This window comes from Pelodictyon clathratiforme (assembly GCF_982375515.1).
Window position 1 is genome coordinate 2,892,465 of record NZ_OZ455102.1, and the last position, 21,770, is coordinate 2,914,234.

Genomic DNA, 21,770 nt, shown 5'->3' on the forward strand with positions numbered 1-21,770 from the left:
GCAGTGTCTGTGCCTTAATGCTTTTTTCCGAAGGTTACGCGACTTTCGGTGCCAGAGATCAATCGTCTGATATTGGTCCGGTGCGTATAGAGAATGGCAAGCGCCACAATAAGCCCAAAAATCATGAGGTGATAGTCGAGACTGTCATGAAAGGAGATCGGCGAACCGAAAAGGCCAATATAGTAATCGAGGCCACTGCCAAGCTCGAAAATATATTTACGAATGGCAATAATCAAAGGGAATGCAATTGCTGCAAGCATCGATGCAACAGAGACGTGCCGGGAGATATAGACAGTGAGGAGAAAAATTCCGACAACCATCAACATGCTTACCGGGGCGATCCCGATCAGCATACCGGCAGCAGTACTGACCCCCTTGCCCCCCTTGAATCCGGCAAAGAGCGTGAAGACATGGCCGATAACCGCGCTCATTCCGGCAAGAAGGCGCAAGGCAACCTCATTCATGTCAGGAAAGGCGCCAATCGGGTGGTGGCGGAAAAAAGCCACAACCGAGACCGCCGCAACAACACCCTTGACAATATCAATCAGGGTAACAACAAGACCCGGCTTCCAGCCAAGCACCCTGAAGGCATTGGTACCACCGGCATTGCCGCTGCCAAAGTTCCGGATATCAATCCCCTTGAGCAGTTTTCCCGCCACAAGGCTGGTAGGAATGGAACCAATGATATAGCTCACCGCCAAAATGGCCAGTAAAGTCAGCATGAATCTCTCTGATTATTGCTTTATTTTTTTCTGGATACCTTTCCGATAATGTACGCATTTTCCTGTTGAGATTTCAAAGTTGAGAGCACTCTCTCGACCGCACTTTTTTCAACAATCATCACCAGTCCTACACCAAGATTAAAGGTTCTGCGCATATCCTCCTCGGGCACATGGCCTGCCCTGCGGATGATATCGAAAATCAGGGGTTCGGGCCATGCATCCCACGCAACTTCAAGCGCCAGCCCTTCAGGCACAATGCGCATGGTGTTGCCCATCAGACCACCACCGGTAATGTGCGACAAGCCCCTGACATCAGGCGAACCAAAGAAGGGCTCAATAACAGAAAGGTAGGAGCGATGCACCTTCAGAAGTTCCTCTCCAATGGTTCCCTCAAGACCCGGAAAGGTATCGTGCATCCTGTTTTCAAGCACTTTTCTTGCAAGCGAATAGCCATTGGTATGCAACCCGTTCGACGGGAGCCCGATAAGCAGATCGCCCTCCCTGATTGCCGAGCCATTGATGATTTTTTCATGATCCACAACCCCGACAATGGAACCTGCAAGATCAAAGTCCCTCTCCTGGTACAGACCCGGCATCTCCGCCGTTTCACCGCCAATCAACGCACATCCGTTTTCACGACAGGCATTGACCATACCGGTCACCACAGAGGCCGCAATGGCGGGAGTCAGTTTTCCGCAGGCATAGTAGTCAAGAAAGAAGAGTGGTTTTGCACCGCAGACCAGAATATCGTTCACACAATGGTTGACCAGGCATGAGCCCACCGTCTCATACTGACCAAGCTCAATGGCAATCTTGAGTTTCGTACCAACACCGTCAATGCTGCTGACCAGTACCGGTTTGGTATACTTCGCAAAATCCGGCTGAAAAAAACCACCGAAAGCACCAATATCGGTGATGACTCCCGGAGTAAATGTCTGGCGAACCTGGGGCTTGATCATCCGGACAAACTCTTCGCCCGCACTTATATCAACTCCAGCTTTTTTATAGTCCATGTGTGCAGTACCTCTTGTTTTTACAGCCGATTATAAAGACAATTAACGCCGTTTGTTCATTCCGGCACCTTACCGGCTTCCTGCCGGAGTTTCAAAAATACCCTCATTCTGGGGGCCGGAAAAAAACTCCCGGTGCAGATTGTTGACCGCCGTTACCACTTCAGGCTCTTCGACCACAAAACCGACATTAATCTCCGACGCGCCCTGCGAGATCATTCTGAGATTTACATCCTTCAAAGCACTGAAAATCCTTCCCGCAACACCGCGTGACATGCGGAGATTATCACCAACAACACTGATGGTTGACACTCCATGCTCAATATCAACATCACCAAGAGCCTTGAGAGCCCCGATCAGCTCATCGCTGAAGCATTTATCGTCAACCGTAAGCGAAACCGAAACCTCGCTGGTCGCAATCATTTCAACCGATACACCATAACGGGCAAAGACATCGAAGAGTTCATTCATAAAGCCATGGCGACCGAACATACGATTCGAGCGCACATTGATGATGCACTGCCCCTTCTTGACCGCAATCGACTTGACCAGCCCCTCATAACTCATGCCCGAAAGCCGCTGCGGGTCGTTGGTAATGATCGTCCCTTTGGCATCAGGATGCAATGAGTTCAGCACATAGACCGGAATATTTTTCTGCACTGCCGGAGCAATGGTATCGGGATGGAGCACCTTTGCGCCAAGATATGCAAGCTCCGCCGCCTCCGAAAAGGTCATCACCCTGATGCTCCTCGCTTCAGGCACCATGCGCGGATCGCAGGTCATAACACCATCAACGTCTGTCCAGATCTGGATAGCATCATCATTGAGCCACGAACCAAGCAGCGCCGCCGAAAAGTCGGAACCACCCCTGCCGAGCGTCGTCGTCCGGCCATCCTGCGTTGAACCAATATAACCCTGCGTCACAACGGTCATTCCGCCCTCAAGCAACGGCTTGATGAGGCGACCCACCCGCTCTTCACACACCTCCTGCAACGGACGGGCAAAGCCAAAATTATCGTCGGTAATCATCACCGTCCGAACATCCACCCACACGGCCTTGTGACCCAGCTCCTTCATGGCCGCAGCAAAGACGGTCGTGGAAAAAAGCTCACCGAAGGAGCAGAACATATCCCTCGAACGCTCCGTCAGTTCACCCACAATATCAACACCCTTTATCAGCAATTCCAGCCGACTTGCCAGCTCCTCTATCTTGATGGCAAGTTCCGCCTTCAGCTCAACTCCCTTGATCAGCTCATCAAGCAGATTGAGGTGAAAGCTGCGCACCTCACCAGCCAGGGCCATCGCCTCATCCAGAGCGCTGCGCCCTGAAGCATCAGCAATGTGCACCAGTTTATTGGTAATACCACTGCAGGCACTCAGCACCACCAGAGGCACCGCCTTCTGCTCTTCCCTTGCAACAATGGAGATCGCCTGCCGCATTGCCTTGGCCGTCCCCACGGAAGTCCCTCCGAATTTCATCACCGCCATATTCTTTACTCAAATAATTTAATAGAGTATCTTGCCTCTTATTGTTTTTCACCTCTTCCTTTTCACCAGGAAGCGGGCAATGGCCACTCTTCATAAAAAAACAGAACATCACCTCTCATGCAGCAACAATTCACCCCTGCCGCATCACGACCAGACCGAAGCCTGCAATGCAGAACACTCCTGCTCCTCTGCACCATGATCGGAACAGTACTCGCCGTTACCGGCTGCCAGAGTTCCTGGAGCGGTTCAGGATACCGCATGGAGAGCAAATATAGTTTAAAAAACAGAAAATCGCATATCTCCTGCCGCCCTGAAGGTGGAGGCAGCGCCCGCATCTGCCCCTTGCCACTGAAGATAAAACCGCAGTCGCTCGATCAGCTCTTTTCATCCATTAACGAATCCCTCGGCACCAGGTATCGCTTCGGCGGAGCAACCCCAAACGGCTTCGATTGTTCAGGGTTTGTGCTCTATCTTTATCAGAAAAACTTCCGCATGATTCTGCCACGCACCGCAAGCGATCTTGCCGCAGTTGGCAATATGGTACCCAAAAAGAGCCTCCGCCCCGGCGACCTTGTATTTTTCAGTAACGCAAGCCGAAGCATCGATCATGTCGGCATCTTTGTCGGTCAGGAGAGCTTTGCCCATGCAGCAAGCAGTGGAGTCAAACTCAGCCGCCTCAACGAGCGGTATTACGACAGTCATTTCGCCTTTGCCACACGCCTGATCACCACAGAGTAAACGCTCCCGAAGTGCTCTCTGATGCCCATCTCTTCTTTACATGGGGAAATCTGTATATTGCGGACAGCAACCCTGCAACCATCTTAATCTGCCCGACCATTTTTATGCCTCAACCCGGAACAAACCACTTTATTGAGCTGGCTTTTCAAATAGGCCCTGACCTGCATGAACTCTGCATCGGCCTGCTTGCCGGAGAGGGAATCGACTCTTTTCTTGAAGAGGATCACCAGCTCCTCGCCTATCTGCCTGAAACCCAATGGACAGAGGAGAAGGAAGAGAGCCTCCGCTCAATGCTGCAGGAACGGCTGGGCACGCTTCCCGCTTACACAGCAACCCTCATCGCCGACAGAAACTGGAATGCCGATTGGGAGGCAACCCTGCAACCCATCGAAATCTCCGACAAACTGCTGATTGTTCAGCAAAGCAATGACATCACGCCAAAACCCGGACAGATCGTCATTCAAATCAACCCGAAGATGTCGTTCGGCACCGGCTACCATGCCACAACGCGCCTGATGCTGCGCCAAATGGAGCATCTCGACCTGAAAGAGAAAAAAATCATGGACATCGGCACTGGCACCGGCGTTCTTGCCATTGCCGCCCGCAAACTCGGCAACAACCGCCCCATCCTCGCCTTCGACAACAACTCCTGGGCCGCTGAAAACGCCGTTGAAAACATTGCGGAAAACCAGGCCGATGAAATCACGGTCGCACTCCTCGATGCCGAAGAGGATCTGGTCGTCAACCTCAAAGAGGGCTACGACCTGATTCTGGCCAACATCAACAAAAACGTCATCGACCGCATCCTGCCGGTAATCCGCAAATATGCCCCTTCGGCCCCGGTGCTCCTCTCCGGCATCCTTGTCTACGACGAACCCTGGCTCAACAAGCTGCTCAAACGGCTCGGCTACACTGCGGAGAAAACCATCTATGAAGATGAATGGCTCTCAAGCTTTATAAAACCACTATGACCAAACGCGTTTCATGCATCGATATCGGCACCAACACCGCTTTGCTGCTTATTGCCGACCTTGATCCGGCTACATGCGCCATGCAGCCGATCTACCACAAGCAGACCATTGTGCGGCTTGGAAAAAATGTCGATGCCGACAAAGTGATTGACCCGCGAGGATTGCAACGACTTATCGACTGCATGGTTGACTATCGCCAGATCAGCGATGAACACAGTGTTGAAGAAATCATCGCCGCAGGCACCAGCGCCCTGAGAGACGCAAAAAACCGCACGGAGGTGATCGACTCCATCGAGCGTGCCGCAGGAATAACCATCCAATGCATCTCAGGCAAAGAGGAAGCAGATCTCACCTTTGGTGGCGCTGTGGCTGGCATGAGCGACGTTCCTGAACTTTTCACCGTCATCGATATCGGCGGCGGCAGCACCGAAATCTCCATGGGGTCATCCGGCTTGGTCACGGAAAGTGTCAGCCTCGATATCGGTTCGGTAAGGCTCACTGAACGCTTTTTCACCACACTCCCCCCGCCACAGAGTGAGTTTGATGCGGCCAAATCCTGCATCGACCAGCTCCTCACCGCAAACATCATCCCCTTTTTTGCTGCACGGGAGCACGTCTACGGCGTAGCCGGAACCCTCACCACCATCGCTCAGGTGAGCCAGGGACTGAAACACTTTGACGCCGAGAAGGTGCACAACTACCCTCTGAAATACGAAGAGGTGCACGCCTTTCTCAGCCAACTCAAAACAAGCACCCTTGAGCAGATCATTGAGCTTGGCATCCCCGAAGGGAGGGCTGACGTCATCACTATGGGAACGCTCATCCTGCACCAATTCATGCGCCTGCTTGGCGCCCCGGAAATCCGTGTCAGCATCCAGGGGCTCCGCTTCGGCCTTGCACAGCGGGAGCTGCTGCGTCTCCGGGGAAACATCTGAGCGCGTAGATGCAGAGCGGATGGCCTGTAGCGTCTTTGGTAAAAAAGAGAAAGGCCCTCTCACTCTCAAGAAGCCGGTATTTTTTCCTAAGCTCTTCCGCCGAGAGGGGAAAATCGCGCCGCTGGATGCTTGCCCCTGTAATGGCATGTCGCTCCAGAAAAGCCCTGAAGCTTTTCGGCTTGTAAGGAACGCAATCAACCACGCGGAACGTTCTGCCGGGAAAGTCCTCAATTTTGCGATCAGCGGTGAGATAGTCAACGCTCCTGTTCACAAACTGGAGGCCAGAATCCCTCGCAAGCACCGCCGAAAGCCTCGCCTTGATAATGGCCGGATCAGGCTCATAGAGGTACTCCTTCACCGCCATTCCAACCACTCTCGGCGCCTCACCATTCCCTCCGAAAACTTCCGTTATCTCCTCCGAATCACGGTTCAGGCAGACCGCTTTTACCTGCACGGGCCCATCCGCAGGGTGCGCGCGCTCAAGCAGCAGCAGAATCTCCTTGCATTCACGATCAACCGACACCACAACAATCGTCTGCAAGGCGGGCAACAGCTTTTTCAGCCCGCTGATTTCGAGTGCCGGAGAGGCCTTGATGCAGACCCGCTGCGCATGACGAAGCAGCAGATCATGAGAGGCCACAACATCCGGACTCGCCGCATCCAGCGCTATGGAGCGACGCCCCTCCTCACGGCGAGCAGGGTCAACAAAAATCCAGTCAAAAGAGTTGTCCGGGTACTCCGCAAGCAGGCTGATGCTTTCGCCGTTCCTTACCTGAACATTGGCAATTCCGCTCACCTTCAGGTTATGCTCAACCACCGCACAAAGCTGCGAATCACGCTCGCAGTAAACCACATCCTGAAACGTCCGGGCCAGAAACATCGCATCAACGCCAAGTCCGCCACTCAAATCAATTGCCCTTTTGCCCGACATAAGCGAAGCCTTGTATGCAGCCGTGCGCTCCCCGGAAGATTGCTCAAGCGCCAACGGTGTATAAAGCAGTTTATGCTTTGAAAGTATGGGTAGTTTTTTAACCGCCTTCTGCTGGCAGGCAAGCTGTTCCGCCATTGCCCGTACCGGCAAATCACTGCGACCATGAAACTGCATGGCAAAAGCTGCCGGATCACCGGAATGGTGCAACGCAAGCAGGGCTTGAATATCCGGATGAAGGAGGTTTTGAAGTTCTGCGATAGTCATTCAGCTCTCTTCAAAATAATCCAAATCCAAGCCATGCGGTTTTTCTGAAATTAAAATTATTGATCTCCTTATTGATACGGTACTGCTGAACGGCTGACATGTACATACCCAAATCCATTACATCTTAAAAAATCTTCCACCACAGAAATCGGCGAGCGGTGTTTTGGGCCAAGAATAACCTCCTTGATGACAGGAGTGCACTGATCAAACTTTTTTAATTCATATTCCCTGTATGGTCTAAGGCTATTGGACTTTACGTCAAAACCTAACTTTTTTATCTCCCCCCGATTAATTAATGCAAGCAACCGCAGCTCATCCTCTTCTTTAAATGCTTCAGATTTAAGAACAAAAGCAAATGCGAGTGTAGCCATTAACGTAGAGAAACCAAGAGATGCCAGACACGATTTTTTTCTCTGAGTTTCAGTATCGTTACTCCATGAACGAAGGGGCGAATGCTTTTTGGCTTCAAGTAAATCCCCTTCATCAATGGCGTGTTTAATCTGTTGATACAGAGGCCGAACCTGCTTCTCATGATCTTCGGGATCATACATTACCTCTGCAATAGTAAATCCAAGAAACGGATCTCTTTGGCGAAGATATTCTTCTCGAAGCAATTCAAGATAATCACGTGAAAATCCGATGGCAACACCAGTTGCATCGGAAGCATATGCTCTCCACTGGCTGAGTAGCTCTCTCTTTTTGGACAGGCAAAAACCAAATCCATCAACATCTTTGAGATATACTTCAAACTGTGCCTGTAAAAGCGAAATTGTACCTTGATCACACTTATCGCATTCGGCGAGACGGGCGAGTGCTTCTTCTACCATTTTTCCTTCCATCGAGTCATTCGACAACGACATTGATGAAAGGCGAATCGAGTGCGTTGTCACAATGGAATGAAACGCCTCTGTTGAGCAGTAGTGATAAAGAATATCCTTTGGGTTGAACTTTACAGTCGCCATTGTCAAATTCGTTTTTCAATTACTTGCACTTGTCGAGAAACTCGCTGAACACAAAAATCCGGTAACGGGTTCGGCCAAGAATCTCCTTGAAAATGCCTTCGGCTTGAAACAGTTTAACGAGATCACTGGCCGATAGAATCCTTCCTAACTGCGATTATTCTCCAATCCGTTGTAAAATTGCTGTCACAAATCGAGGGCTATACCGGATTCCTCTTTGCATCATCTCATCAAGTAACGGTTTGACCGCAGAGATTTCACCCATCTGTTTTGCCTGAATCAAAATTCCGACAGAACCTGATACGGTCAGATGTAATGACTCTGCCACCTTGCGGCCAGTGAGCTCATCGATCAAAACTAATCCTGCTGCTCGTTCTAACGCTAACGCGATGACTTCGGCTTCACCACGATCAAGAGTCGGTAACAGTAAATGAACTTGAGCTTCAGATTGTAATGTTTGAACTGAAATCCATGGTTCTTGTGCCAAATCAATGAGGCCGTGCTGAATGTCACTATAAACAGAAATCTCTCTGGCCACAGCATTTGGAATGACAAGCGTTCCAACAACTTTTTGAAGCAACGCCAATTGACCAATACGGGCAAAGGCAATTAACGGGGTGGCATTGCAGATAATCATACTGCGCCTTTGGATAACTGCGCGACTCCTCGTAACTCACTGTCAACAATGGACTCGTCATAATCAAAAATGACAATCCCTTTTCGCGCCAGTAGATCCATGAAGTTGAGCCGATTACATCCTGCCAAATCAGCAGCTTTTCCCAGTGAAAGTTTCTTCTCCTGAAAATAGGTTATGGCCGCCATCAGACGAATCTCTTGTGCCAGATCCTGAATCCCAATCTTGAGTGATGCCAGCAAGTCCTGGGATACTTCAAACGTCATTGTTTCTGTCATAATCAAGTTCCTTCATAAAAATCGTTCACGCGACAGTACAATCATCTTGCTTCTTGTTTCAAAGATACTCACTGCTGTGTGCTCCATCAAGAGAAACTCAGAGTGTTTTTTGATGTTACCCATTTGGGGGGCGTTCCGTGAGTAAAAAAATCATCAACCACCTCAGGGACAAGGTGATGTAGGCGTTCAGTATGGCGTGACCACTGTTCTCTCAAGAAAAATGATGAGCAATCGTTGTTTTTATCAAAAGGTGTGGGTATGATAGAAGGTATGAAAACTTTTCAACGAGGTGGGCTGATGGGAAAAACAAAAGTTGCAATAACCATTGATGCTATCGCGATCACAAAAATTGACCGGCTTGTCGAAAAGAGGGTTTTTGCCAATCGAAGTCAGGCAATAGAGGAGGCGTTCCTGGAAAAAATTGAGCGCATTGAGCACCGCAGTCTGGCTGAAGAGTGCGCAAAACTTGATCCTGCAGAAGAGCGCCAACTGGCAGAAGAGGGTATGAACGGCGAGATTGAGACGTGGCCGGAATACTGCCGATCAGTCAGATCCAAACTCTGTCGGCAGAACGGATAGGCAGCAAAATCGGATCGCTTTCTGCCGACAGAGTTGATTCGGGTTATCGAGGGGCTTAATGAGATTGTCGGCAGATAACCGTCTTGCTCAACGACCCGTATTATTGATCAATCAAGTGATCGCCGAGAGTCCTTTCTGCTTCACAAAATAATTTTAAGTTTACTTTTATTGCGAAAAGTAAACTTGGTTTATTCTTAATTTACTTTCCGTAACAACTCGAGCCGCTCACACGAAGGCTTCGGTAGCAATGCGCGTCAACAAGCTAACGCCAAAGCACCTTGCCTGCGGTTGAACCATCCAGCTTCTTGAAAAACTGGTGCAGATTGAGCACGCTCTGGTAACAATCGAACGGCGGTTTTCATCTATCAAAACGGCTGATGATTTTCTTGATAGGGATCAAGGAATGGATATGCTTGATAGAATTGCAATGATAATCTCGACGACCTTCACGATGAAGTGAACAACATGATCAAGAATTTGAGATAATGTACAGTTGCTGTTTTTTCTGAATCAGTGTGTTTCGGCCAACCGCATACGCGTAAACCGATGCGGGAACAAAGGTAAGCTGCACGCCACTCTCCTCCTTTACTCCCTGCTTGTCAATTGTCGTTACCACCGCCTTCTGGAGCTGGTTTGTGGTACAAAAGGAGATGAGTGATTTGAGTTCCGCAGGATACTCAAAGTAGCGGTTGCTCCACTTGATTTCGACCGCCCAGAGGGGCTTGAACTTTTTTTCATCCAGGCAAATCAAGTCAACCTCTCCTTTGCTCCACCGGGCATACCAGGGCTCTATCCAGTCGCGATGCATCCACTGTGAAAAAACTGCGGTTTCAACCATTGCGCCGATGTGGTCATCGGTGGCATGAAGCGGCGAAAAGAGTGCGCTGCGAAGCGAGGGGTTGGTCAAATACATTTTAAACTGTGTTGACCGCCTGAAGTGCTTGACGTTATTATCGGTGCGTTTGACTGTTCTGACAAGAAACGCGGCTTCCAGATATTCGATGTATCGTTTAAGCGTGTTCTTGTCAACGCCCCCTGAAGAGGTACTGAGTGATTCGAGAGAAAATTCCTGACCGGAATTGTAGGCTATGGCCGTAAAGAGTGAGTTCAGCTCCGCAACATCCTTGATGCCGTACAACCCTGGCAGATCGCGCAACAAGACCTTGTCGATGATATCAGAGCGGATATATCGTCCAGGATCGGACTGTACCGCTTCAGAAAAAATAACTTCAGGGTATCCGCCGAAATTGATATAGTTGAGGAAATGCTCGTTCAGCTTTCTGATGTCAACAGCATCATAAAAATCAGTTATCCCGCCATCCCATGTAAAGGTTGATGGTCGAATCAGCGCATTGAGATTGAGCAGGTGAATGTACTCGTTGAAGGTCAGCGGGGGGAGCAGAAACTCGGTAAACCGCCCGGCTCCGCTCTCCCTGCTTTTCAGTTTCAGAGCTGCTGCTGCTGAACCGGAAACCACAAAACGGGTTTCAGGATAGCTGTCAACCAGCGATTTCAAATGAACTTCCCAATCTTTCAGGTATTGTATTTCATCAAAAAAGACAAACCATCCCTTGGCATCAATTTGACCGGTTGTTTTTGTGCATAACCGAAAAAGCTGCTCCAGCGGGATATTGTTGTAAATGGGGGTATCAATGGAGAGAAACGCAACCTTTTGCGGATTGTGCCCCTCCATAAGCAAATGCTGGATGGTATGATAGAGCATGACCGTTTTGCCTACCCGTCTTGGCCCCATGAGTATGACCGCTCTTCTTACCAATACGTTTGCCACCAGCGGCTCAAAGAGATCAAGATAGAGACGGGGTGTCATGTTTCCGTAATACTCTTCGACCTTACCGCTATGCCACCAGGGATTTTCAAAACGAATGCGGTCAGTGACCTGTTCTTCAGCAAAAGATTGAAACGCCATTGTATAGTTATTTCTGCATTTTTCTGTAAATTAAGATAATCGAATGAATCTTATTCATCAATAATGTTAAAAATAATATAAAAATAGCGATTTCATGGCTTTATTTTTCACACTACTCAGGAGCGATATCCGTCATGGCATTGTCTCTGAGCGGGCGCCACAGATCAACATCAAGCCACAGAACTACCGCTATTTCACCTCCAGCGAAGTCATAAAAGCGCGAAGGGTTGTCTTGAGGATGCAAACCACAATGCCAATCCGGAGATTATGCATCGGGCGCTGAAGCTTGTTACCAGTACGGGCAACTTTTTCTTTCCCCTCATTATTTGTATAAAAACAGCATCAATCAAATACTATGCAGTTTGAGTTTGACCATGAAAAGAGCAGACTGAACAGGATCAAGCACAGTATCGACTTTGTTGAAGCTCAGGCACTGTGAGTTGATTACAATCTTGTTGAAATTCCATCAAAAACAGCGGGAGAGCCTCGGTTTATTAAAGAAGATCCCGCTCCGAGGAGGTAAGAGTCTATGAAAACAGAGGAATTTGACAAAGCGTTTGATGACGGTTCAGATATCACCCCTTTCCTTGATCTGAACAAGGCGCGTCGGATAAAACAACAGCATAAAAGGGTGAATGTTGATTTTCCCCTCTGGATGATCGACTCGCTCGATAAAGAGGCGACCCGTCTTGGGGTGTCACGCCAGTCGGTAATAAAAGTCTGGCTTGGAGAGCGCATTCAACAGCATTTTCTGGAAAAAACAATATAATAGAATTTTAAATAACCAATTTCACCCATTTCGCGAGTACCTGCTGGTATATATCGGACCCAAGATTGGATTGAATTAAAGAATAGAAAATGAGAAGTTACGATAAGCTAATCAATACACTCAAACAGTGTTCCTGATTGTTCGGGCTAAACAGCAATATTTCGCGCCCCATCGAAAAACCCGAAACCAGCAGGATTTCTGTCAAAGTGATCAACCATCTTGGGGATGAGGTGATGAAGGTGTTCAAAATATTGTGATCATGCGAAAAAAAATCATAATGTTAAGCAACGTTGCCATGCAAAAATAAAGGAAAACTGCAAGACCATTATGATTACCCGCTTGACGCTGCAAAATTTCAAGAATGTCGGGGAACAGACCTACGATTTCACCCGCTTTGACCTGCTCGTCGGAAGAAACAACAGCGGTAAAAGCACGGTACTTCAGGCACTTGCCATCTGGCAGTACTGCGTGGACGAATTTCATCGCTCAGCCCGGCGTGGCTCGAAAGGAATACAGGTCGTGCTTCCCAACTTCACAGCACTACCGGTACCGGAGTTTAACCTTTTATGGAAGGATAGAACTGACCGTCGGTATCCTCTTGTCGAGGGAAAAAAGAAACAGGAATTTATCCTTATCAAAATAATGGTTAACTGGCAAGTCACACCTGAACAAACAGAAATGTTCGGAATTGACCTGCGCTACCACTCTCCGCAAACCATCTATGCCATTCCTGAAGGCGGATGGACAAAGTTCCGTGAACTGGAACAGCATGATGTGCTGCCAAGAATTGCTTATGTCCCTCCTTTTTCAGGACTTGAACCGACAGAAAAATGGTTGGACATTGCCCCGATTCGTCAACAGGTAGGCAAAGGACAACCCGGTAGTGTGTTACGTAATTTATTATTACGTGTCTGTCCTCCTCCTGAAAAAGGGGTTAATGGCCAAACCAAAAAAGGCTGTAGTCGCTCTGCAGAGTGGCAGGAATTAGCCGCAATTGTTGAACGCTGGTTTTCAGTAAAACTCTTAGAGCCAAAGTATGATTCGCAAAAAGATGTTTATATCAAGGTGGATTATCGCCAGAATGATAAAGAGTTTGATATTATAGCTGGCGGAAGCGGCTTCCATCAGACGCTGACACTGCTGGCGTTTCTTCACGGTTACAACCCTACAACCATCCTGCTTGATGAACCCGATGCACACCTGCACGTTAACCTGCAGCGGGAAATTCTTGATTTTTTCAAACAAAAATCATCGGAGAGAAACACACAGTTTCTGATTGCTACTCATGCTGAAGAGTTTGCCCGAGGTGTTGATGCCTCTCAGATTATATCCCTTATGAGCCAGCAACCAAAGCGGATAGAGTCTACCCCTGAAGTGTTGCAGGCAATGTCGGAAGTATCAAACGAAGAGATTGTCCGATTGCTTGCTTCACCATACATCCTTTACGTCGAGGGTGAAAGTGATGAGCGAATACTTCGGGCATGGGCCGCCAAATGCGGTGCGCAGGAGGCTATGGATAAACTCTGCTTCAAGCCTATGGGTGGTGGAAATAAAATCGCCATGAAAGAGTCTGCCGATGAACATTACTGCGCACTGCAACAAATTATTCCGACAGTTTCGCGACTGATGCTCTTTGATTTTGACAACAGCGAAAACGCATTTCACCCACCGTTGGACAATCCAACCCTTGTTGAGTGGAAACGAAAAAATATCGAAAACTATCTGCTTGTCCCGGATGCCTGGAAACGTGCTGCATTACAACAGATGGAGTGTTCCGAAGATAATCTTTTTGCTCAACCAGTTTTAAACTTGATTGATCAATTTTTTTCAGACGAAAATTTAACCCTGCCTCATGGAAAAAGCTGGCGGGATATTTCGTCAAATATTTTCACTGTTGTTGATGGTAAAAGGCTTTTGTTTGAGAACGATGATTCCCTCTTCCATCAGTTGAGAAAAGGTAATCCATCGTTACAGCTTTTGCGTCAACAGGTGGCGCTCGGTATGACTCCGGATGAAATTCATGATGATGTGCATCGTTTTATGAACAAACTGCTTGTTATGACGTCATAGGAAAACAAAGGAATTTGCAAAACTTGATCCTGTCGAAGAGCGCCAACTGGCGGCAGAGGGGTAGAGAGTAAATCATGCCGCAGCTTCTGCGAGGTGTGCCTCCACAAGTTTGCGACGGAGCACTTTGCCAACGGTTGATTTTGGCAGGGCGATAATAAATTCCACATGCTTCGGCACTTTGTAGGCCGCCAGGTCTTTGCGGCAGTGCTCCCGGAGTTCATCAACGGAAAGGAGATGGCCAGGGCGGAGGACAACCCATGCCTTGACCGCTTCTCCCTGATAGGGGTCTGGCACTCCGGCTACACCGACTTCGAGCACTGCGGGGTGAACCGCTATGGCCTCTTCAACGTCGCGGGGCCAGACCTGGAAGCCGCCGGGTTTGATGACATCTTTTTTGCGGTCAACAATGAAGAGGTAGCCATCCTCATCGAGATAGCCGAGATCGCCGGTATAAAGCCAGCCGTCACGTAAAACGAGCGCGGTTTCCATCGGGTTCTGCCAGTACTCTTTCATGAGCTGGGGAGCACGCATGATAATCTCCCCTATTTCCAGTTCAGGAAGCGTCTCAAAGCCTGTTTCAGGATCAACAATCCGTATCTCGACATCGGGAATGGGAATACCTACCGAACCATGCTTGTAGGTACCGAGGATCGGGGTAAAGACTGATGCAAGCGCTGATTCGGTCAGACTGTAGGCATCGATAATGCGGCCTCCGGTCAGCTCTTCAAAACGTCTTTTGGTTTCGAGCATGAGCGGCGCGGCGCCTGAGACACTGAGTTTGAGCGACTTCAGCATGGAGCTGTCACGCTTGACTTTCGGATGGTTGAGCAGTGCGGTAAAGAGGGTCGGCACTCCGGGAAGTACCGCTGTTTTCAGGCTTTTAATGGTATGGAGCAAGTCGTCTATATCACGGGGATTTGGCACGAGCGCCACAGGATAACGTTCAATCAATGCTGCGGTCAGAATGCCTACCTGGGCGTAGACGTGGAAGAGCGGCATGTTGAGCAGAATGATATCTTTTCCTTTTTCAAGAATGACACTGAACCAGCTTGCGATCTGCATGCCGGTCATCACCATCGCCTGATGGGAGATGACAACGCATTTGGGGTTGCCGGTTGTTCCTCCGGAAAAGAGAAAAATTGCCGGGTCATCAAATTTTATGGCAACCGGTGTAAATTTTACACCAGATTGGGCAGCAAGAAGAGCGGCCAGCCAATGGTCTCCCTTGTGCAGTTTCACCCTGTGCCCATCCTTTTTCTCTTTGACGAGTGTAAACAAAAGTTTGTTGATGGGTGAAAGATACTCCTTGATATTGGTTGCAATCACCCTCTTCAGGCGCGAAACGGTCTGGGCGGCCTTGATTTTTTCATAGAAGGGGGTGAGGACGATGACCGTCTCTGCGCCGCATTCATTCAGGGCATGTTCAAGCTCGTTGACGGTATAGAGTGGATTCATGGGCACCGCAATAGCGCCAGCTTTCCAGACTCCGAACTCGCTGATGAGCAGTTGCGGCGAGTTGGGCATGATAAGCGCCACCCGGTCGCCCTTGCCAATGCCAAGCAAGAGCAGAGCGCCAGCAAGCGCATCGCTTTGCCTTTCCATTTCAACGTATGAGAGCGCTGCCCCCTTGAAGTACAATGCGGGTTGCAGGGGTTGCTCAACTGCACTCCTGTGGAGAACATCGACCAGTGTCTCCTCCGGGTAGGGATGAAGTGTGTGGGGTACCCCCTTGTCGTAATGGCGAATCCAGGGTTTAGCACTCATAGCTGTTTTTGTCATTTAAATCTTGCAAGAATCGAATATAACGGGATGCTGATGCATCCAGAAAGAGTACGAAGCGGAAAGTTACGGCAAAGAGTCCACAATATCGCAAACTGCGGCGGTTAATCTGCCAAGCTCTTCGTCGCGTATGATAAACGGAGGCATCAGATAGACCAGGCGGCCAAAGGGGCGAACCCAAACTCCCCGGTCAACGAACTGTTTCTGGATGATGGCCATATCGACGGGCTTCCGGAGTTCGACCACCCCTATGGCGCCAAGCACACGAACATCCGCTACGCCACGTAAAACCCTGCAGGGTTCCAATCCGTTCCGAAGCCCGGCTTCAAGCCGCAAAACCGATGCCTGCCAGTCATAACTGCAGAGGAGACGGATATTTGCTGATGCGACCGCACAGGCAAGCGGGTTTGCCATAAAGGTGGGGCCATGCATAAAGAGTCCGGGATTGCCTGAGCAAATGGTATCGGCAACCCTCTCTGTGGTCAGGGTTGCAGCAAGGCTCATGTAGCCGCCAGTCAGCGCTTTGCCAATACAGAGAATATCCGGCACAACAGCAGCATGTTCGAGAGCAAACATTTTGCCTGTACGCCCGAAGCCGGTGGCTATTTCGTCGAAAATGAGCAGCACCTTGTAGTGATCACAAAGCTCCCGGAGGCGGCGGAGATAGTCCGGGGAGTAGAAGCGCATTCCTCCCGCGCCCTGCACGACAGGCTCGATGATTACGGCAGCAATTTCAGGATGATGCTGCTCCAGCTTCAGGCGCAGGTCAGCAATATCCTCGTCACTGCACGGCTCACCAAACCGGGGCGCCGGAGCTTCGGCAAAGTACTGCTCCGGAATTACCCCTTTGAAGAGGGAGTGCATACCGGTTACAGGATCGCAGACCGACATGGCGGCAAAGGTGTCGCCGTGGTAGCCGGAGCGAACCGTCAGCAGACGGTTTTTCGAGGTTTCACCCAAAGCGGCCCAATATTGGAATGCCATCTTGATAGCCACTTCAACGGCAACGGAGCCGGAGTCGCTGAAAAAGAGCTTCTGCAGTGGCTGAGGAGTAAGCTCGCTCAACTGTTTGGCAAGCATTACGGCTGGTTCATGGGTAAGACCTCCGAACATGACATGACTCATCCGCTGAAGCTGACTCACCACAGCTTCATTGAGCACGGGATGGTTGTAGCCGTGGATGGCGGCCCACCAGGAGGACATGCCGTCAACAAGCCTGCGCCCATCTTCAAGCTCAAGAAAAACTTCATAGGCACGGGAAACCGCATAGACCGGCAGGGGATTCGTTACCGAAGTGTAGGGATGCCAGATATGGTGGCGGTCAAAATCAAGATCAATGGTAGCGGATTGTATGGCCATATTGATAACCTAATTGGCAAGAACAGATTATGAGAGAGAGAGAAGCGCAACAGCATCCGGGTCAAGCTGCCCCTCACGCAGATCGATGATCGGTACGGTGAATCCCGCTTTGCTGAGATAGTGGCAGATAACCTTGCGGGTATCATCAGCGATCAGGTTGTCGAACCTCCCAAAACAATTGTAGATAACACCCCTGATGACGATCCCCCTGTTCACACAGGCCTCGATCGAGAGAAGGGTATGGTTGATGCTGCCAAGCCGTGGGCTCGTCACCAGAAGAAGGGGGTATCCTGCATTCCGGATATAGTCGGCAAAAAGCAGGTCAGGAGCAAGAGGGACAAGAAGGCCGCCAACCCCTTCAAGAAGCACCAGGTCGTACTGTTGCTGCAGGGCAAGGGTTGTGTTGCCGATATGGTGAAGATCGATCTGGGTGCCCTCCAGGGCGGCTGAGAGGCAGGGCGAAGCAGGATAGCGAAAAACAGAGGGAGAGGTGAGTCCTTCCCGGTCAACATCCTCCACTCCGATGCCCATCAGGCGACGGTGTTCGAGGATATCTTCCGCAATCCCTTCACAGCCGGTCTGAACCAATTTTTGTGTAATGACCTTTATGCCCTGCTGAAGCAGGGCTTTGGCAAGCAGACCGGTCGCATAGGTTTTTCCGATTCCGGTATCGATACCGGAGAGAGCAATAACGGTTCCGCTCATGAGGCTCTTTTTTTCAGACAGCAATAGAGTGGGTGATAGGTCAGGCTGACACCGTTTTCAGAAGAAAAGCGTCGCCGATACTCTTCAATAAAATGGAGGTAGCGACTTTTTGTCCAGGAACGGCGAAGGAGCCCGTTGACCCCGGTCTTGCGTATATGGTGGAGCATCGCCTCCGGTGAACTGAACTCCATCGGGATCTTCTCTTCGCGGCTGACAACCAGATCAAAATAGCGGCTGGCAAGAAGTTCAAGCTCCCGGAGGGTGTGATAGCTGAGACCGACACCCTCGATGCTTGCTATTTCACGCATGTTCGAAGGGCCGAAGGTGCTGAATGCGAGCATCCCTCCCGGCCTGAGATGATCGGAGATTTTTCCGAAAAATCGGTCAAGGTCATCAAGCCATTGCAGGGTAGCATTGGAGGCAACAAGGTCGAGCGAAAAAGGCAACAGCTCCAGTGTCTCGATATCGCCGGCAAGAAAGTGAAACTCCCCAACAGGAAAACGGTCAAGAACCCCCTGGAGAGAGATACGGCTCTCTTCAACAAGATCATTGGCATAATAGGCCTTTACGGAGCGGCGATGCAGCAGTTCTGCCATGAGGGCCCCTGAACCAGCCCCGACCTCAAGCACCCGCTCAAACGAAAAGCCCGGCTCCTGCTTGCAGATAAGTTCAGCAAGCTCTCCGGCCATTGCTTTCTGTACGACGGCATTGCTGCCATAGCTGCCAAGGGTGCGGCAAAATCGTTCACGAACCAGTTCTTTGTCGATTAACGGATACATGCGAGCACCTCCTGCAGGTTCCTGAAATGAAAAAAAGGAAAATGTGGCATATCGGCAATAACCGTTTGGGGAAGACCTTTCCATGCACGGTACTGCTGCTCGGCCGGAAAAACAAGATCGCGTCCGCCAATAATGGCATGATCGTAGCGCCATACTGCGCCACCTCTTGAACCCTGCAGAAGCAGGTGCTCCTGCAACCGCTCCAGCTCTTCCTGCTGATCGGCAGCGCTGCGATCGGGTGAGATGCCGGAAAAAAGGGAGAGAACTTCATCGGTGCCACACATCCTGCGATTGAAGCGGATGCGGCTTTTTTCCGACCAGGTGGCAAGGGTTGCCTGAAAAACCTTTGGGCTGATCCCTCTTTCTGCGTTTACCGGATGCAGGGTGCCGTTGATGGCAATCGCACTCTCTATCGGCGGCAGCGCCATCTGCTGTGCAGCCCAGACTCCGAATGACCAGGCAATAATCGTGATGCGTCTGTACCGGCTTGCCTCCCGCATGTCACCCGCATCATGTTCAAGGGTGCGATAATCGTGGCAAAGCAAAATATCGGCGTCAAAACCTTCGGAAAGCGACTCTGCGAGAAGATAATCAGCGATACGGCGATCCATCCCCCAGCCGTTGAAGAAAAGCAGAAGCTCTTCTGCACCCTCTTTTTTGAGCCATGTTGTTTTCATGCGCCCCATTCCCTCCCGATGAGTTCAGGAATCCTGGCGATATCGTCCCACTCCAGTGTTGAGCGGAGCGAAATGCGGATACGGGCGCTCTTTTCCGGAACAGTAGGTGGACGCACCGCCATACAGAAAAAGCCTGCATCCCGAAGGCGCAGAGAGAGGGCCACGGCAAGAGCGTTACTACCGGTAATCACCGGGACAATATGACTTTCGCCCGGAACATCGAGGGAGTGGCCGATCAGCTCACTGCGGAGCCTGGAGGCAAGCTGCAGAAGCCCTTGTCGCTCCCGGTTCATGGAGGCCTGCCGTTCAAGCGTGAGCAGGCTCCAGCCAAGAATGGCCGGCGGCAGCGCCGTGGTGAAAATGAAGGAGCGCATGGTATTGAGCAGGTACTCCCTGAAGAGTGTGCCCATAACGGCATAGGCTCCGGTTGAGGCGAGCGCCTTGCCGAATGTCCCCGTAATGATATCGATCTGCTGCACCACTCCTGCCTTTTCACAAAGACCGAGACCGCGTTCTCCAAAGACCCCGACACCATGCGCTTCATCGACCACAAGAAAAGCGCCATACTTCTCTTTCAGGGCAACAAGCCGGTTGAGATCGGCAAGGTCTCCGTCCATGCTGAAGACCGATTCGGTGACAATAAATATCTGGCGATAGCGGCCCTGGGCTCCGGCAAGCTGCTCTTCAAGATGATCGTAATCGAGGTGACGGTAACGCTGCCAGGGAGCTTCGGCAATTTTCATCCCGTCAATGATGCTGGCGTGGTTCTTCCTGTCACTGAGGACAAGATCGTGACGACCACTCAGCGCCGGAATGATGCCAATATTGGCATGATAGCCACTGTTGAAAACCAGCGCCGCTTCACGCCCGTAGAGCGTGGCAAGGGCTCCTTCCAACTGGTCGTAGAGCGGATGGTTGCCCGTCAGAAGACGGGAGGAGGAGCTGGTCATGGCATAGCGCTTCTCTCTGAGCGTTTCCACATAATCGGCAAGCATCTCCCGGTCATCTCCAAGGCCAAGATAATCGTTCGAGGAAAGGTTCAGGAGATGCTGGCCTTTCACAGCAATATCCTTGCCATCACGGGCCGTGATATCGGGAAGCACCCGGTAACGATCAAGGCGTCTGAGCTCTTCAAGCTCCAAACTGATCCGTTCCTGAAATTGCATAACTGCCGGCTCCCTCAGTTAAAACTTGCGATCTGACTGGCAAAACGACGATCATCGGCAATATCGCGTCCGCGTGTGGTCAGGTAACCACCGGTAAGAAAGCCATTTGCACCCGAAAGCATCAGCAACCCCTGAAAATCTTTCATAATGGTCTCCCGTCCGGCAGCAAACTTGATGATTTTATGGGGATGGGCCAGCCTGCAGATGGCAAAGGTTTTCACGATCTCAGCAACAGAGAGTGGCTCTTTTCCTGCAAGCGGAGTTCCTTCAATCGGCACCAGCACATTGAGCGGTATGACGGAAACGTCAAGCTCCTGAAGGGCAAAAATCATGGCAATCCGCTCCTGCATGGTTTCACCTACGCCCATAATGCCGCCGCAGCAGACCGATATATTGTTCTTTCTGAGCAGTTTGATGGTCTCAATGCGCTCTTCGACGCTATGCGTATCGGCAATGAGGTCATGGTATCGATCAGGCACTACCTGGATGTTGATATTGTAGTGGGCGATGCCGTGAGCCGCAAGGGCTTCCGCCGGTTCTTCGCCCAACATGCCCAGTGAAGCGCAGACACTCAGCTCCGGCAACTCCTCATGGAGGCGATCAATCATGTCGAGCACCCGTTGAAACTCCGGGTTTATCCTTTTATAGCCGTAACCGCTGGTGACGATTCCGAAATGGGAGACTCCCTCCGCAAAGCAGTTCCGCGCCTCAATAAGCACCGACTCTGCATCGACCAGATCATAGACCTCGATGTCAGCCCGATTGTGCCTCGACTGGGCGCAAAAGCGACAGTTTTCGCCACAGACCCCCGATTTGGCATTCATGATGGAACAGGCGTGCAATAATTCTGAGCCAGCAGAGCCAGTTCCATAACGGTTTTTGACTTTGTTGGCCAGCGAAGCCAAATCAAGCACAAGCTCTCCCGGCAGCTCTGCAAGCAGAAGGGCTTCGGCCTGGCTTATCGGGCTACCGGTTTCAAGAACACGGTATGCCGCTGCAATTTGAGGGTGAAGCGTTCTGTAATCCATAA

General features: G+C 50.5%; 22 protein-coding genes. 7 read left to right on the plus strand and 15 right to left on the minus strand.

Going from position 1 to position 21,770, the window contains the following annotated elements; all coding sequences use genetic code 11:
- Nucleotides 1-14 precede the first annotated feature (14 nt).
- The 3 genes from plsY to lysC all read right to left on the minus strand — a co-directional run bounded on the left by plsY (nucleotide 15) and on the right by lysC (nucleotide 3,220).
- The gene (gene plsY, locus AC56AD_RS14185) at nucleotides 15-722 is read right to left on the minus strand and encodes a glycerol-3-phosphate 1-O-acyltransferase PlsY (RefSeq protein ID WP_012509433.1); all 708 of its coding nucleotides are present in this window, start codon (nucleotides 720-722) and stop codon (nucleotides 15-17) included.
- A 20-nt stretch (nucleotides 723-742) separates the two neighbouring features.
- Nucleotides 743-1,735 carry a phosphoribosylformylglycinamidine cyclo-ligase gene (purM, locus tag AC56AD_RS14190; protein ID WP_012509434.1) on the minus strand — a complete coding sequence of 331 codons (993 nt, stop codon included), beginning with the start codon at nucleotides 1,733-1,735 and terminating at the stop codon, nucleotides 743-745.
- Between the two features lie 69 nt (nucleotides 1,736-1,804).
- The gene (lysC, locus tag AC56AD_RS14195) at nucleotides 1,805-3,220 is read right to left on the minus strand and encodes a lysine-sensitive aspartokinase 3 (RefSeq protein ID WP_012509435.1); all 1,416 of its coding nucleotides are present in this window, start codon (nucleotides 3,218-3,220) and stop codon (nucleotides 1,805-1,807) included.
- Between the two features lie 117 nt (nucleotides 3,221-3,337).
- Here lysC and AC56AD_RS14200 point away from each other — a divergent pair, with 117 nt between their 5' ends.
- The 3 genes from AC56AD_RS14200 (at nucleotide 3,338) to AC56AD_RS14210 (ending at nucleotide 5,864) form a co-directional block, all read left to right on the plus strand.
- Complete coding sequence (locus AC56AD_RS14200) at nucleotides 3,338-3,958, plus strand: C40 family peptidase (protein WP_041526573.1); 621 nt, start codon at nucleotides 3,338-3,340, stop codon at nucleotides 3,956-3,958.
- A gap of 104 nt (nucleotides 3,959-4,062) precedes the next feature.
- On the plus strand, nucleotides 4,063-4,929 hold the full coding sequence (prmA, locus tag AC56AD_RS14205) for a 50S ribosomal protein L11 methyltransferase (RefSeq protein WP_012509437.1): 867 nt from the start codon (nucleotides 4,063-4,065) through the stop codon (nucleotides 4,927-4,929).
- Nucleotides 4,926-5,864, plus strand: a complete 939-nt coding sequence (locus AC56AD_RS14210) for a Ppx/GppA phosphatase family protein (RefSeq protein ID WP_012509438.1) — start codon at nucleotides 4,926-4,928, stop codon at nucleotides 5,862-5,864. Before prmA ends, AC56AD_RS14210 begins: the two co-directional genes overlap by 4 nt.
- Here AC56AD_RS14210 and AC56AD_RS14215 read toward each other — a convergent pair.
- From AC56AD_RS14215 to AC56AD_RS14230, 4 genes are all read right to left on the minus strand, one after another.
- Nucleotides 5,797-7,059 (minus strand): THUMP-like domain-containing protein, encoded by a 1,263-nt coding sequence (locus tag AC56AD_RS14215; RefSeq protein WP_012509439.1) that lies wholly within the window; start codon nucleotides 7,057-7,059, stop codon nucleotides 5,797-5,799. The genes AC56AD_RS14210 and AC56AD_RS14215 overlap by 68 nt on opposite strands.
- 68 nt (nucleotides 7,060-7,127) lie before the next feature.
- Nucleotides 7,128-8,021 carry a DUF2971 domain-containing protein gene (locus AC56AD_RS14220; RefSeq protein ID WP_012509440.1) on the minus strand — a complete coding sequence of 298 codons (894 nt, stop codon included), beginning with the start codon at nucleotides 8,019-8,021 and terminating at the stop codon, nucleotides 7,128-7,130.
- 154 nt (nucleotides 8,022-8,175) lie between these two features.
- Nucleotides 8,176-8,655 (minus strand): PIN domain-containing protein, encoded by a 480-nt coding sequence (locus AC56AD_RS14225; RefSeq protein ID WP_012509441.1) that lies wholly within the window; start codon nucleotides 8,653-8,655, stop codon nucleotides 8,176-8,178.
- Entirely contained in the window at nucleotides 8,652-8,930 is a 279-nt protein-coding gene (locus AC56AD_RS14230; RefSeq protein ID WP_012509442.1) for a UPF0175 family protein, read from the minus strand. Before AC56AD_RS14230 ends, AC56AD_RS14225 begins: the two co-directional genes overlap by 4 nt.
- 297 nt (nucleotides 8,931-9,227) lie before the next feature.
- On the opposite strand from AC56AD_RS14230, the gene AC56AD_RS14235 reads away from it, so the two are divergent.
- A complete protein-coding gene (locus AC56AD_RS14235; RefSeq protein WP_012509443.1) occupies nucleotides 9,228-9,509 on the plus strand; it encodes a ribbon-helix-helix domain-containing protein in 282 nt (93 codons plus the stop codon).
- A 469-nt stretch (nucleotides 9,510-9,978) separates the two neighbouring features.
- Here the strand turns inward: AC56AD_RS14235 and AC56AD_RS14240 are convergent, their stop codons facing one another.
- Nucleotides 9,979-11,436: an ATP-binding protein gene (locus AC56AD_RS14240; RefSeq protein ID WP_012509444.1), complete on the minus strand. Its 1,458-nt coding sequence runs from the start codon at nucleotides 11,434-11,436 to the stop codon at nucleotides 9,979-9,981.
- Nucleotides 11,437-11,530: 94 nt separating this feature from the next.
- Here AC56AD_RS14240 and AC56AD_RS14245 point away from each other — a divergent pair, with 94 nt between their 5' ends.
- The 3 genes from AC56AD_RS14245 to AC56AD_RS14255 all read left to right on the plus strand — a co-directional run bounded on the left by AC56AD_RS14245 (nucleotide 11,531) and on the right by AC56AD_RS14255 (nucleotide 14,275).
- Complete coding sequence (locus AC56AD_RS14245; RefSeq protein ID WP_150085728.1) at nucleotides 11,531-11,719, plus strand: hypothetical protein; 189 nt, start codon at nucleotides 11,531-11,533, stop codon at nucleotides 11,717-11,719.
- Nucleotides 11,720-11,965: 246 nt separating this feature from the next.
- The gene (gene brnA, locus AC56AD_RS14250) at nucleotides 11,966-12,205 is read left to right on the plus strand and encodes a type II toxin-antitoxin system BrnA family antitoxin (RefSeq protein WP_012509445.1); all 240 of its coding nucleotides are present in this window, start codon (nucleotides 11,966-11,968) and stop codon (nucleotides 12,203-12,205) included.
- Between the two features lie 327 nt (nucleotides 12,206-12,532).
- Nucleotides 12,533-14,275 (plus strand): ATP-dependent nuclease, encoded by a 1,743-nt coding sequence (locus AC56AD_RS14255; RefSeq protein WP_012509446.1) that lies wholly within the window; start codon nucleotides 12,533-12,535, stop codon nucleotides 14,273-14,275.
- Between the two features lie 72 nt (nucleotides 14,276-14,347).
- Here the strand turns inward: AC56AD_RS14255 and AC56AD_RS14260 are convergent, their stop codons facing one another.
- The 7 genes from AC56AD_RS14260 to bioB form a co-directional block, all read right to left on the minus strand.
- Complete coding sequence (locus tag AC56AD_RS14260) at nucleotides 14,348-16,039, minus strand: AMP-binding protein (protein ID WP_041526922.1); 1,692 nt, start codon at nucleotides 16,037-16,039, stop codon at nucleotides 14,348-14,350.
- Between the two features lie 81 nt (nucleotides 16,040-16,120).
- Entirely contained in the window at nucleotides 16,121-17,413 is a 1,293-nt protein-coding gene (gene bioA, locus AC56AD_RS14265; protein ID WP_012509448.1) for an adenosylmethionine--8-amino-7-oxononanoate transaminase, read from the minus strand.
- Nucleotides 17,414-17,440: 27 nt separating this feature from the next.
- Nucleotides 17,441-18,118, minus strand: a complete 678-nt coding sequence (gene bioD, locus AC56AD_RS14270; RefSeq protein WP_012509449.1) for a dethiobiotin synthase — start codon at nucleotides 18,116-18,118, stop codon at nucleotides 17,441-17,443.
- Nucleotides 18,115-18,897, minus strand: coding sequence for a malonyl-ACP O-methyltransferase BioC (bioC, locus tag AC56AD_RS14275; protein WP_012509450.1), 783 nt, complete (start codon nucleotides 18,895-18,897; stop codon nucleotides 18,115-18,117). The genes bioD and bioC overlap by 4 nt, the downstream gene beginning before the upstream one ends.
- Nucleotides 18,885-19,574 carry a DUF452 family protein gene (locus AC56AD_RS14280; RefSeq protein WP_012509451.1) on the minus strand — a complete coding sequence of 230 codons (690 nt, stop codon included), beginning with the start codon at nucleotides 19,572-19,574 and terminating at the stop codon, nucleotides 18,885-18,887. The genes bioC and AC56AD_RS14280 overlap by 13 nt, the downstream gene beginning before the upstream one ends.
- Nucleotides 19,571-20,740: an aminotransferase class I/II-fold pyridoxal phosphate-dependent enzyme gene (locus AC56AD_RS14285; RefSeq protein ID WP_012509452.1), complete on the minus strand. Its 1,170-nt coding sequence runs from the start codon at nucleotides 20,738-20,740 to the stop codon at nucleotides 19,571-19,573. Before AC56AD_RS14285 ends, AC56AD_RS14280 begins: the two co-directional genes overlap by 4 nt.
- 14 nt (nucleotides 20,741-20,754) lie before the next feature.
- Nucleotides 20,755-21,768 (minus strand): biotin synthase BioB, encoded by a 1,014-nt coding sequence (gene bioB / locus AC56AD_RS14290; protein WP_012509453.1) that lies wholly within the window; start codon nucleotides 21,766-21,768, stop codon nucleotides 20,755-20,757.
- Nucleotides 21,769-21,770: the final 2 nt, after the last annotated feature.

Excerpts from the sequence above, each read along its gene's own strand:
- bioB (WP_012509453.1), bottom strand. The coding sequence starts at position 21,768 with ATGGATTACAGAACGCTTCACCCTCAAATTGCAGCGGCATACCGTGTT.
- plsY (WP_012509433.1), bottom strand. The coding sequence starts at position 722 with ATGCTGACTTTACTGGCCATTTTGGCGGTGAGCTATATCATTGGTTCC.
- AC56AD_RS14260 (WP_041526922.1), bottom strand. The coding sequence starts at position 16,039 with ATGAGTGCTAAACCCTGGATTCGCCATTACGACAAGGGGGTACCCCAC.
- AC56AD_RS14225 (WP_012509441.1), bottom strand. The coding sequence starts at position 8,655 with ATGATTATCTGCAATGCCACCCCGTTAATTGCCTTTGCCCGTATTGGT.
- bioD (WP_012509449.1), bottom strand. The coding sequence starts at position 18,118 with ATGAGCGGAACCGTTATTGCTCTCTCCGGTATCGATACCGGAATCGGA.
- AC56AD_RS14245 (WP_150085728.1), top strand. The coding sequence starts at position 11,531 with ATGGCTTTATTTTTCACACTACTCAGGAGCGATATCCGTCATGGCATT.
- brnA (WP_012509445.1), top strand. The coding sequence starts at position 11,966 with ATGAAAACAGAGGAATTTGACAAAGCGTTTGATGACGGTTCAGATATC.
- prmA (WP_012509437.1), top strand. The coding sequence starts at position 4,063 with ATGCCTCAACCCGGAACAAACCACTTTATTGAGCTGGCTTTTCAAATA.
- AC56AD_RS14280 (WP_012509451.1), bottom strand. The coding sequence starts at position 19,574 with ATGAAAACAACATGGCTCAAAAAAGAGGGTGCAGAAGAGCTTCTGCTT.
- AC56AD_RS14235 (WP_012509443.1), top strand. The coding sequence starts at position 9,228 with ATGGGAAAAACAAAAGTTGCAATAACCATTGATGCTATCGCGATCACA.
- AC56AD_RS14230 (WP_012509442.1), bottom strand. The coding sequence starts at position 8,930 with ATGACAGAAACAATGACGTTTGAAGTATCCCAGGACTTGCTGGCATCA.
- purM (WP_012509434.1), bottom strand. The coding sequence starts at position 1,735 with ATGGACTATAAAAAAGCTGGAGTTGATATAAGTGCGGGCGAAGAGTTT.
- bioA (WP_012509448.1), bottom strand. The coding sequence starts at position 17,413 with ATGGCCATACAATCCGCTACCATTGATCTTGATTTTGACCGCCACCAT.
- AC56AD_RS14215 (WP_012509439.1), bottom strand. The coding sequence starts at position 7,059 with ATGACTATCGCAGAACTTCAAAACCTCCTTCATCCGGATATTCAAGCC.
- AC56AD_RS14285 (WP_012509452.1), bottom strand. The coding sequence starts at position 20,740 with ATGCAATTTCAGGAACGGATCAGTTTGGAGCTTGAAGAGCTCAGACGC.
- AC56AD_RS14220 (WP_012509440.1), bottom strand. The coding sequence starts at position 8,021 with ATGGCGACTGTAAAGTTCAACCCAAAGGATATTCTTTATCACTACTGC.
- AC56AD_RS14210 (WP_012509438.1), top strand. The coding sequence starts at position 4,926 with ATGACCAAACGCGTTTCATGCATCGATATCGGCACCAACACCGCTTTG.
- AC56AD_RS14240 (WP_012509444.1), bottom strand. The coding sequence starts at position 11,436 with ATGGCGTTTCAATCTTTTGCTGAAGAACAGGTCACTGACCGCATTCGT.
- lysC (WP_012509435.1), bottom strand. The coding sequence starts at position 3,220 with ATGGCGGTGATGAAATTCGGAGGGACTTCCGTGGGGACGGCCAAGGCA.
- bioC (WP_012509450.1), bottom strand. The coding sequence starts at position 18,897 with ATGTATCCGTTAATCGACAAAGAACTGGTTCGTGAACGATTTTGCCGC.
- AC56AD_RS14255 (WP_012509446.1), top strand. The coding sequence starts at position 12,533 with ATGATTACCCGCTTGACGCTGCAAAATTTCAAGAATGTCGGGGAACAG.
- AC56AD_RS14200 (WP_041526573.1), top strand. The coding sequence starts at position 3,338 with ATGCAGCAACAATTCACCCCTGCCGCATCACGACCAGACCGAAGCCTG.